The organism is Clostridium sp. AM54-37XD, assembly GCF_003478225.1.
GTDB lineage: Bacteria > Bacillota > Clostridia > Lachnospirales > Lachnospiraceae > Coprococcus > Coprococcus ammoniilyticus.
The window spans coordinates 31,748-44,026 of record NZ_QUEV01000017.1 but is presented as its reverse complement, the minus strand read 5'-3'; the positions used below and the strand labels follow the sequence as shown (position 1 = coordinate 44,026).

The following is a 12,279-nucleotide window of genomic DNA, read 5'->3' as shown; positions in this document are numbered from 1 at the left end:
ATTCCGTTCATCTGCGGTGCCATGCCCTGTGGCGGCAGTTCCGTTCATCTGTGGATTGTAGCCTTGTGGTGGCATTCCATTCATCTGTGGATTGTACATACCCTGTGGTGGCATTCCGTTCATCTGCGGATTATACATACCCTGTGGTGGTGTCTGCTGATACTGATTGCCACTGTTCATGATACGGTGTTCCTGTTCTTCTACTTCTCTGTATTCCTTCTCCAGAGCTGCAATATTCTCTAATCCCTTTGCAGCACTGTCAAACAGATGCTTGATCTCCTCCGGTGCTTCTTCCTTGTTCAGGTTGTAATAATATCTTCCGATCTCTGTATAGATTCTGTCAAGATTGGAATTCTCAGATGAGATCTTGCCTTTTATCTTTGTCTTCTGTGCAGCACACTTTGTGCTGTCAACTGCCTGATTAGCTAATGACTTTGTCTTTTCAAATGCATTCTGAAAAAAATTACCTGCCATTGTCAAATGACCTCCTTATGTTAATCATCAATATATTTGTTCAATGTCTCAACAACATCGTTCAGATTATATGGTTTTGCTATGTAATCATCCAGTTTATTCTCAAGAATACGTTCCTTATCACCAAACATGGCTCTTGCTGTTACTGCGATAATTGGAAGTCTCTTTCTCTTCTCTTTCTGCTCGATCTCACGGATCTCCTGTGTAGCTGCGATACCATCCATAACAGGCATCTGTACATCAAATAACGCTGCATCGTAAATCTTCTGCTTGAAGAGTTCAACTGCTTTCTGACCATTCTCTGCAATATCGTAAGAGAAGCCTGCCATACCAAGTAACTTACCGATTACCTGCTGATTAACCGGTTCATCCTCAGCTACAAGGATTCTTGCCTTGCTGTGTGCATTGATTGAAAATACAGCCGGTTCTTCTTCCTGCTCAATCTCTACTGATGCATCATCCGATGCCTTTACAACCTTCATAGGTACTTCTACGATGAACGTAGAACCAATGTCTTCCTTACTCTGAACCTGAATGTTGCCACCCATCAGTTCAACGATCTGCTTTGTGATTACAAGGCCAAGGCCGGATCCACCATATCTTCTTGTATCAGAAGAATCAACCTGGCTGAAACGGATAAACAGCTTGCTCATGTTAGCCTCTGAAATACCAATACCGGTATCTGCAACTGCCATACGGATCTTAACCTTATTTTCCCCTTCCATATCCATGGATGCGATCTTAACACGTACACTTCCCTCTGACGTAAACTTGATCGCGTTTGATAACAGGCAGTTTAATACCTGCTGAATTCTCTGTCCATCGCCCTTTACCAGCTTTGGAATATTGTTTCCAAATGAACAGTCGAGCTGTAACCCCTTATTATTTGCAAGTGGTACCTGAGCAGCAACCGTCTCCTCGATCGCCTGTTTGATATCAAATGTTTCTTCTTTGATCTTGTACTTTCCTGCTTCCAGCTTACTGATATCAAGGATATCATTGATCAGTCGGAGCAGTGTATCCGCACAGTTCTTTGCTGTTACAAGGTTATCTCTGTAATCTGCCTGAAGATCATCAGCCATCAGTGTAAGCTGGAGCATACCCAGAATACCATTGATAGGTGTACGGATCTCATGGCTCATATTTGCAAGGAACTCAGCCTGTGTCTTATAGGCTGCATTCGCATCAACAATTGCCTTGGACAATTTGTTCTCTGTATCTTTCTGATCTGTGATATCAATAACCACCATGTTAATGTAATCTGCTTCTGACTTATACATTACGGTGTTAAATACCTTCTGAAGAGATTCCATTGTGATCTCAACATCCATCAGATCTCCTTCTTTTGTTCCGGAGTTATTATATGCCGTAAACCAGGCATTGATATCCTGAAGGACCTCGATCTTGCTTTCTTTCAGGTTCTTGCCGGTGTAATCACTGACATCCAGCTTGAAATACTCACCAAAGATCTCGTTTGCATCTACGATCTGATAACTGACACCATTTACAGGATCATCTATGATCTTTGCCTGTGCAAAACCGATCGGCAGGTTCATAAATAACTTTTTATATTTATCTCCCTTTCCGCCACTTCCACTCGTACCGTCACCACAGATGATGAATACTCCTCCAAATGTTACAACTGCAGCAAGTATTCCAACGATCAGAGCACCCACTCCTACACCTGCAACACCTAAGATACCTGCCAGAAGACCAAGTACCGCACCGGCTGCTGCGACCGGTTTCCAACCCAACTCCTTAATTTTCTCCATTGATGCACCTCTATTTCTACTTTTTTGAATCTAATACTTTGACTCCACATGTTATTATATTATAAATGAATGTTAAGGTCAACGAGATGATAAAAAAACCTATAGATTTTTCATAAAATCTATAGGCCTTTTTTGATATTTTTTACTAGATATCACTAATGCACTGATTACACTATCTCCAGGAATCTGGCAGATATAAACAAATTTCAAGGTTCCATATGCCCTGTTTTTTATATATGTTATACATCTGTCAATTCCCGGCTCACAAAAGCGTACGCATTATGGTTATAATGCCTGTTTTTTATTTTGGATCGTTATCAAATACATCCTTCAAGATCTCATCTACATGCTTATAATAATCATCATCTAAAGTCTCCGGTTCTGTCTGCTCCACCGCTTCATCTACTGACAGGCTCCGGTCGTCCGGTTCTGGCAGATCACTTGTTGCATCCGACTCCGTTTCATTTATGCCGGCACTCTGTGTTCTGCGTTTTCTCCTGCCTGATGTTTTCTCCGCGTTCCGGTTCTGAAGCTGTCTTCTTCCACACAGGAAGCCAAACAGCAGCCAGCATGCAAAGGTAAGGATCAGTCCAAGTTTCAGACCAGGTGGAAAATATTTGAATTCGATCACATGATCACCCGCAGCAAGCTTCAATGCAATAAATGCATTTCCAACCTTGTCAATCTCATATTTTTCGCCATCGACATATGCTGTCCATCCGGCATCATATGGGATCGATGTGAACAGCAGTCCCGGATATGAGATCGTAATATAACCCTTCACATATCCATCTTCCATCTTTCCGACAAGAAGCTGCTGGCTCTGCAGGATATCATATGCCTGAAGGAAGGATTCCCAGTTCATATCTGCAACGATCAGCCGGGCAGTTCCTGTATTTGCCTGGGTATCGCGGAAACAATACTCAACCGTTACCTTCTGTCCCTTTACCAGATGTCCGACATGATAGGTCTGATTCTGAAGTCTTTCATAATTCTTCTCTTCATTGTCAATATAGATACGAACCTTGTTGATACCGGAGCAATTCGCCATGATATAAATATCATTCGTCTCATCCGTAATATCAAAGCTCAACTGGAAGTTACAGGTGCTGCTATCGGTACGCTTGTATGAATAATACTCACTCAGATCTCCCTGACGCGTTACCTCACAGTTATCACTGTATGTGGATACCTCCGGATATAATTCAGAGAATACTCCCGGCACACCGGTAGACAGCTTCACAAACTGGTTCAGCGTCTCAAACATATTTCCGATATCGCCATCATAATCCAACAGATCATTATTGACCATATAACCAAGGCTCAATGCATACGGATTCTCGTATAACCGTATACCATCCACCTCATTTACATAATTCACATCAAAATAATTATACTCGCCATCCCTCTGAAGCAGATATTTTATACCAAGCAGGGAATTGGATACTGTATTTCCACCATCAAACAGAAACTCATTTGCTCCTGTGTAATATCCCAGATCATGCATCATATCAACCAGATCTGCAGATACTGTCGAGCCAAACAGACAGACGCTTTTCAGATTATAAAAGGTCGGTTCGTCTACGATCTTTGTATTCATCATCTCTACCCGGTATGGCTTATCCTTGCAGTCCAGATAATCAATTGCATTCCGGATCTCCGATTCCAGACCAAAATACTGACTGATATCTACATAACCATTGCTGTCATATCCCTTAATTCCATTGATCGTTGTCTCAACCAGACAGACAATCAGAAGCACATAGGATATGATCCGTTTCCACATACCCTTCGTCAATGTGAAGCCGACCATGCATACTGCGTATGCTGTTATAAAGATCTCTGTCCATAACAAGGTTTCCTTTTCCAGTGTACACTTCTTTGTCGCCAGGATCAGGAATGCATATCCACAGGCAATTCCAAGCATAACTGACAGGATATCCTTCTTCTGAAGCTTCATCAGCACTTCACAGCACATGGCAAGCAGCAGGAAAATGAACAGAAATGAAAAACGATTCGGGATTCCATACTGATCATGGAAGCCATGCCAGATATAATTCAAAAGCTGGTTGTTAAAACTTGCAAATATAACTACAAGTATGATCACATTTTTAACCTTATCCCACAACTTGATCCTACGGTTCAGCAGATATACAAACAGCAGAACAAAACAGATCGTTCCACAGTATATATTCAGCCCGCCGTCAAATTGCTGGTTCTTGATTGGCTTTGTCAGATAAAAAAGCTGTTTGATCTGATCCCAGATGCTTCCATACCATTCTGCTTTCGGAAATACACGATTTGCCGAAGCGGTTGTATTCAGTCCAAGGTACGCCGGGATCAGAAGAAATGCTGCCATTCCGGCCGCCAATAAGGAACAGCCCGCTAAACGGAAACCATCCGTAAAGAATTTCTTTATGCTCTTATGATTGGTCAGCAGGAATTCCATAACGAGGAAAATACAGATCATGAAACAAATATAATAATTACACATCAATCCATAGAACAGGGACAGCACATATAACTTATAATTCCCGGTTTCTGTCATCCGTTCAAAGCCCGCCATAATAAGCGGAAGGATCAGGATGCAATCCATCCACATTAAGTTCCAGGAATAACCGATAATATAATTGCTTAATGCATATGCCGTTGAAAAGATCAGAATCACTGCCTGATATTTCCCCTGTTCCTTACATTTTTCCCGCATATAATAAGCAAATGACATACCGGATAAAATGATCTTGATTCCGATAAACAAGCTCATCACAATATAGATATGCTCCTGCTTGAACAATACCACAAGGAAATTGATCGGGCAGGCAATATAATAGGCAATGATCGACAGCATATTGCTTCCAAGACCGATATCCCAGGTATAAAACAGACTTCCTTCATTTTGAAGCTTATCATAATAATCAGAAAAAAACGGAAGGTACTGATGCAGGCTGTCCACCATGGTCAGACTGTTCCCGCCAAATGGTCCGATCTTTTCTGCTATCCATACTCCCAGCAGGAAACAAGCCGGAAGCAGTCCGGCAAGAAGAATAATATAGTTTTTCTTCATAAACAACCGTATAGACGGCTTTTTTTTCTTAAAGACGAAACATTTGCCAAATACATAATTGATCACAACTACAAAGAACTGAATAATGATCTTGGATAAGAATTCATTACAGCGGAAGGAATCACATAACAGATTCGTTCCAACTACTTCGACCAGCATGGCAAGAAGCCTGGTTCCGACAAAGGATATAAATTCCCGGCTTAAAGTCACGGCATCCTTCTTACTACTCTCCGTAAATACAAAAAACTTATTTGCAAAAAATGCAAACAGGATCGCCAGCGATATCGCTATGACATTCGCTCCGCTTCTGGATAAGCCGGTGAACATCCGCAGAAGATAAAATGAAACAATATTTACAACTGTCGTGGCTACACCCGCTATTACATATCTTACAATCTCTTTTTTTAATAACTTCTTTATTGTGTCCATAACTATAACTCTCTTATATCAGTGCAGCCGAACAGATACCCCTGCCGGCTGCATGTTCATGTGTGTGTATTCTTTTTTATTTTGTATTACCCAGACCTGACAGCAGATAGATCAATGGAGAATTCCAGTAGATTGTTATCTCATTACAGGAAAATGACTGTGCATTGTCTGCATAGCGGCTCTCCGGTGCTTTGCCCAGAAGAACAGCCTTCGCATATGGATCTTCCAGATTACTGTCTGCTCCGCCAACTAACATACCCGGCATTGCTACATCTAATACCTGAGATGGTCTGTGGTGTGGATGAAGCGGAGTTCTTGTACCAAAGCCTGTTACATAACAATAGCCGACTGCATTCCTTCCAAGCAGGTAATCTCTCTGATAGGAAGCATATTTTACATAGTCTGCATCTGGCTTCAGCTTGTTTGCCATCAGAAGTAACATTCCCTTATTTGCAATGTTCATATTACTTCCCCATGCAAATGTCTTAGTTGGTGATACCCATACGCCAAAACCATTGTCTTTGATCTGTTCTACCGTCTTATCTACTTCATTGAAGAACAGTTCGTTTGCCTTAGCTGAACCGCCGTCATACTTAATATAATCGTACAGGGCATAATATCCGACATCTGCCCATCCAAGTCCGTAGTTTACAATATCGTCGCCCTCAATGATCGCATCGGCTGCTTTCTTATAGGAATCATCTCCGGTTGCTGCATACAATTCTACTGCTGCCCAGATTGCTTCATCACGGAAAATGGTATCCGGATATTCACCGGTTACAATATCATCCGGATTGGAGAATCCGTGCGCATCCATGTTGCCACTCAGATATTCGTATGCTTTCTTTGATGCTTCCAGACATTTTGCTGCAAAATCTGCATCGTATTCTTTATATAGAACAGACGCCTTTGCCATAACAGCTGTAAAATCTCCGGTGGCTGTATTTGAGATCGGACATGCGATCAACTGTGCTGTTTCTTTCTCCGGCATAACCGTCTCAGGAAATACATCACAGGTTACCTTGTGATATACACCACCATTGTCATCCTGCATTTTAAGCATCCAGTCCAGTTCATATCTTGCTTCATCTAAGATATCCGGAACACCGTTTCCGCTTTCCGGAATACCAATATCATCTGCCTTGTATTCATTATCCTCGTATGTCATAAACAGATCCTGTACCGTCTTGGCACCGGATACAACATAACGGCCATAATCTCCGGCATCATGCCAGCCGCCTGTCACATCGATCTTCTTATCAGTCCCGTATACAACCGCTTCTCCTGTATGGCAGGCAGGATGTGCAAATTCGCCTGCAATGCTGCTGTCAAGTTCTACTCCACAACGCTGGTTATACAGCATCAGTACAACATCCTTATACAGGTCACCATAGATATCATCACCGATCTTGAACTCTGCGGATTCTTCTCCATCATCTGTCTTGATCTTATAGGTTCCTGCATCCTTTACGGATGAGAAATCTGCCTGCTTGCAGAACATCTCTGATGGTGGATCGTAGGTAGCTTCTTCCGGCAGATCTGCTGAATATACGGACTTGTTTGATGTTACATCTATTACTTCAAATGACTTTGCATTTTTTTCGATCACAGTAGCAACCTTGGAATCGCCGGTCAGATAACCAACCTGGTTCACATTGATAGCCATAGGATCCGGTGTTGCTTCTACCTGCTGTGCGCCGGAAGCATCAACTGCCTCTAATAAGATATTATCAAAATAAATATTATGCTCTGCTTCGTCTCCGGTCATACCTTCCTGCTTTCCCATATTAAAGCAAAGACGAGGTGCAGGATCGGAATCCTCTTCCATCGTAAACTGTGCTGTAATGTGCTGCGTCTCCGGTCCGATCGTGATCACATCACTGGTATATGCATGATAATCTCCGCCATTGATCTGTAATCTCCATTCGATCGTACGCTCAATGTCGCATCTTACATCAAAGGAATATTCATAAACGCATCCCTGATACAGACGAAAGCCATCGTAATAGATCTGGTTTGCATAATCCGCACTTCCTGTCTTTTTGATGTTGATGTGAAGCTCTCCATCCTCATTGGTCATTTCTTCATTTCCACCATTCGTATAGGTGTGGAAACCATCCGTATCCTTATCATCAAAATTGATATTGATGACTTTATCACCATCTGAAACACCCAGTGCCTCTGTTGTTGGCTCCTCTGTTTCCTCTTCGGTTGCCTTCTCCGTTGTCGTTTCTTCTTCCTCAGTGGACTCGGCTTCCGTCGTAACCTCTGTCGTCTCAGCGGTCGTTCCATCTGCATCTTTCTTTGTACCACTGCAGCCTGCAAGCAGTGACATGGTCATCGCCGCAGTCAGACAAAGAACAGCAACTTTTTTCATTTTTCTCATGTTTTATTATCCCTCCATATTTTCTTTATGTACGATACCTTCTCAACTGTACATATATTTATAACACGTCGCCTCCCGGCTCCATATGTCTTTCACTTTTATACCATAACAATTAGCCAGCTCTTACTGCTCCGGATATCGCACGACATCCTGATACCGCATATGTCCGCCAAAGATATCAAGTGCGCTTCCGATTGTAAAATCAACCCGGTTTCTGCCAAGCAGCTTCAGTTTATCCAGATCCTCAAAGGACGCGATCCCGCCTGCATAGGTCACAGGGATCCTGCCCCAGTTTCCAAGCAGCTCGGCAATATGTGTCTCGATTCCGGACGCCTTACCTTCCACATCCACCGCATGGATCAAATATTCATCGCAGTAACCGGCAAGCATATCCAGTGTTCCTTCCGTCATTTTTACCTTTGTGAACTTCTGCCAGCGATCTGTCACAATATAATAACCATCCTCGCATCGTCTGCAGCTCAGATCCAGTACCAGATGATTCTTGCCAACTGCCCGTCGGATGGCTTCCAGATTGTCATAGTTGATCTCTCCATTTTTAAATACATACGATGTAACAATCACATGGGATGCCCCCATGTCAAGAAACCGTCCGGCATTTTCCGCATTGATACCGCCACCGATCTGCAAGCCTCCCGGATATTCCGTAAGTGCCAGCTCTGCCTGATAGCAATCCTCCTCATAATACTCGCTTCCCGCCGGATTCAACAGGATAATATGTCCACCCTGTATACCCGCATCCTTATACATCCGGGCAAATGCTGCGCCATCGTACTCAGATACAAAATTCTCTTTTGCAGCATTTCCTTCATCCTGAAGCTGCTGCCAACGATCTGTTTCACTTTTCCATTATGTATATCGATGCATGGACGAAATTTCATATTTTCTCCCAGGCAATATGCCTTTTTTCATTTTTATATCGTTACAATGTCTGCAAATACAAAGTGTCCGCAGACATTGTTTATTCTAACACAGAACCTTCTATAATCCAAGTGTCATATAAAAACCTGCGGCAGTTGTCCATCTCATGCAGACTCAGATCATGACTCATAACTTACACAAATAGAAAAGGCCGATGCAAGCTCATCGACCTTCTCCTATACATATCACTCCGACATAGACCTGTTCCACGCCAGCCTCCTGTAATGCTTCCGTACATGCCTGCACTGTCGCACCTGTCGTATAAATATCATCTATTAATAAGACCGTCTTCCATTCCGCCGGAAGTGCCCGGACCTCTAATGCCTGTTTTATATTATTTGCACGTTCAAGCGGTGATAATTCCTTCTGTGGTGTCGTATCCGACACACGGAGCAGATGTCCGTTATCTACCGAAATATCCAGTCTCCGTCCTACCACATCTGCCAACAGCTCCGCCTGATTATATCCCCGTTTCCGTAATTTACTTCTGTGAACCGGTACGGGCAAAATGATCTGCAGCCGTTCTGCAAGTCCCGCTTTCCGGATCCGTTCTGCAACAAGACTTCCATAATATTCCACATATTCCCGTTTATTGTGATATTTGATCGCGAGCACACTGGATGCGACCGGTTCCACATACCGGAAGACCGGATATGCCCGTTCAAAGCTCCGGGTATGCGTCCTGCAGTCTGCACAGTATTCCAACTCCTCGTCATCCAGACTTTTTCCACATTTCATACATGTGGGTTCTGTCACATATGGCAGCAACTCATGTTTTCCGCAGATTCCTTTTGCACCATACGGCATAACCTCATCACAGATCGGGCATCGTCTTGGAAATACCAGATCTATCATTGCCCGGTTCCATTTGTTCTGTATCTGCATATATAGCCCCCTTTATTGCTTTTCCTGTTATATCATGTGCTTCGCACATTCAATGCATTCGGAAATTATCCCTCTCCTGATTTATGCCAGTTCTACCAGTCGTTCTGCAAATGTCGTATACCGCTTCTGTTCGTCGATATTATCAATCATCGTCTTAACCAGACCTATATTGCCTACGATCACAACACCCTTTCTTGCCCTTGTAACTGCCGTATAGAGCAGATTCCTGTTCAGCAGCTTTGCCGGACCTGTAAGAAGCGGAATCACCACGACCGGATACTCACTTCCCTGTGATTTGTGTATTGTGATAGCATATGCATGTTCCAGTTCATCAAGCTGGGAGTAAAGGTAATCTACCAGTCTTCCATCATCATATTCGACAACAATCTTCTGATCAAACTCATCAATCTCTTTTACAAAACCGACATCCCCATTGAATACACCTACCCCCTCTTCCTTCACGAAGCGTCCTTTTGCATCCATGATCTTCCATTCCAGCTTGTAATTGTTCTTGATCTGCATGACCTTGTCGCCCTTACGGAATACAACGTCATTTTTCTCTTTCTCCGGTATGCTTCTGTTCGGTGGGTTCAGGATCTCCTGCAGCCGTTTATTCAGATTCTCAACACCCAGCTCATACTTCCGCATCGGAGTAAGCACCTGAATGTTCATCGGATCGACCTGGAAGAACCCAGGCAGACTGTCTAAGATCAGATGTTTCAATTCTGCGATAATATCCTGTGATCCCTGTCTTGGTATGTAGAAGAAATCCCGGCTTTTATTATTGATCGCAAGCTGTTTTCCCGCATTGATCAGATGGGCGTTCGTGATAATGTCACTGTTCTCGCCCTGTCGGAATATCTTATCCAACACTGTTACGGAAAATACTTCCGAACGAATGATGTCCTTTAATACATTTCCCGGTCCGACAGATGGAAGCTGGTTGGAATCCCCTACCAGCACCAGTCTGGTTCCCGGCATGATCGCCTGCAGTAAACTGTAAAACAGGCTGCTGTCTACCATCGACATCTCATCTATGATAATTACATCCGCTTCTAACGGATTGTTTGAATTTCTTGCAAATGTATAGGTGGAACTGTTTCCTTCTTCATCAATCCCGCCACCGGACAGTTCCAGAAGCCGGTGGATCGTCTGTGCCGTATATCCGGTTGCCTCGGTGATCCTCTTTGCCGCGCGTCCGGTCGGTGCTGCAAGCAACAGTTCCAGATTCAATTTCTCAAACATCTTGATCATGGCATTGATCGTTGTTGTTTTACCCGTACCCGGTCCACCTGTGATCACTGCCACGCCGTTATTGACTGCATTCTTGATCGCAAGTTTCTGCTTTTCTTCCAGTGTAATCTTCTCTACTTCCTCGATCTGTGCAAGCATCTTATCCAGTGGACGATCCTCTGATGTGAAATCCAGATCGATATCTGACAATATTCTTGCTGAATTCAGCTCAATATAATAATTTGCCGCAGCATAGACCGCAATTACAGCTCCGTCAAGCTCCTTTACGATCGCCTTGCCTGCCATCTGAAGCTCTATAATCTGGCTTCCGATCTCATTTTCCAGTTCTTCATTATATGGCACATTGTCATCCACCAGAAGTGAATACGTCTTTGCCACCAGCATCTGCTTCGGAAGATACATATGCCCAAGCTGGCTCGCATTTAACAATGTATATAACAATGCTGCCTGATACGAAAATCCGAATCACTGCTGATCCCCATTCGTTCAGCGATCTCATCCGCCGTCTTAAAACCGACACCACTGATATCCTCAGCGATCTTATATGGATTTGACCGGATGATTTTATACATCTCCTGACCGTATTCATTGAAGATCTTCACTGCCAGATTGATCGATATTCCATATCCGGTCAGAAAAATGATCGCATCCTGCATCTCTTTCTTTTCATTATAAGAGACTGCGATCTCTCTTGCTTTCCGCTCCGAGATACCCTTGACCTCTGCCAGTCGTTCCGGCTCTTCTTCAATGATACGCAGAGAATCCATCTTAAATTTCTTTACGATACGTTTTGCAAGTGCCTCACCGACACCTTTAATGATACCAGAACCCAGATATCGTTCTACACTTACCATATCGTCCGGCATCTTGATTTCATAGGATGTAAATTTGAATTGGAGATCATACTGGGGATGATTGACATATTCCCCTTCTGCAGATATGTAGATTCCTTCACTGATACCGTGAAGGGTTCCGACAAAAATGTCTTCGCCGTCTTCACCTTCTACAGTGAAAACGGCGTAGCCATTGTCGTCATTTTTATAGATAACTTTTTCAACATAACCTTCTTTTATCAC

At 43.2% G+C, this 12,279-nt stretch carries 7 protein-coding genes and 1 pseudogene; all 8 read right to left on the bottom strand.

From position 1 onward, the window contains the following. A partial coding sequence (locus DXA07_RS12540; RefSeq protein ID WP_118484831.1) for a hypothetical protein occupies positions 1-474 on the bottom strand: 474 nt, incomplete at its 3' end. Between the two features lie 20 nt (positions 475-494). Then, the gene (locus tag DXA07_RS12535) at positions 495-2,246 is read right to left on the bottom strand and encodes an ATP-binding protein (protein WP_117808567.1); all 1,752 of its coding nucleotides are present in this window, start codon (positions 2,244-2,246) and stop codon (positions 495-497) included. Positions 2,247-2,547: 301 nt separating this feature from the next. Next, positions 2,548-5,739: a GtrA family protein gene (locus tag DXA07_RS12530; RefSeq protein ID WP_118484830.1), complete on the bottom strand. Its 3,192-nt coding sequence runs from the start codon at positions 5,737-5,739 to the stop codon at positions 2,548-2,550. A gap of 76 nt (positions 5,740-5,815) precedes the next feature. Further along, positions 5,816-8,125, bottom strand: a complete 2,310-nt coding sequence (locus tag DXA07_RS12525; protein WP_117808565.1) for a glycoside hydrolase family 9 protein — start codon at positions 8,123-8,125, stop codon at positions 5,816-5,818. A 123-nt stretch (positions 8,126-8,248) separates the two neighbouring features. Continuing rightward, positions 8,249-8,896: pseudogene (gene hisA / locus DXA07_RS12520) on the bottom strand (phosphoribosylformimino-5-aminoimidazole carboxamide ribotide isomerase); the annotation flags it as partial. 330 nt (positions 8,897-9,226) lie between these two features. Then, positions 9,227-9,949 (bottom strand): ComF family protein, encoded by a 723-nt coding sequence (locus tag DXA07_RS12515; RefSeq protein ID WP_118484828.1) that lies wholly within the window; start codon positions 9,947-9,949, stop codon positions 9,227-9,229. 81 nt (positions 9,950-10,030) lie between these two features. Next, complete coding sequence (locus DXA07_RS12510) at positions 10,031-11,644, bottom strand: AAA family ATPase (protein ID WP_347475359.1); 1,614 nt, start codon at positions 11,642-11,644, stop codon at positions 10,031-10,033. Beyond that, entirely contained in the window at positions 11,626-12,279 is a 654-nt protein-coding gene (locus DXA07_RS14175; protein WP_347475360.1) for a helix-hairpin-helix domain-containing protein, read from the bottom strand. Before DXA07_RS14175 ends, DXA07_RS12510 begins: the two co-directional genes overlap by 19 nt.

Coding starts and splice junctions, on each gene's coding strand:
- DXA07_RS12535 (WP_117808567.1), bottom strand. CDS start 2,246: ATGGAGAAAATTAAGGAGTTGGGTTGGAAACCGGTCGCAGCAGCCGGT.
- DXA07_RS12530 (WP_118484830.1), bottom strand. CDS start 5,739: ATGGACACAATAAAGAAGTTATTAAAAAAAGAGATTGTAAGATATGTA.
- DXA07_RS12525 (WP_117808565.1), bottom strand. CDS start 8,125: ATGAGAAAAATGAAAAAAGTTGCTGTTCTTTGTCTGACTGCGGCGATG.
- DXA07_RS12515 (WP_118484828.1), bottom strand. CDS start 9,949: ATGCAGATACAGAACAAATGGAACCGGGCAATGATAGATCTGGTATTT.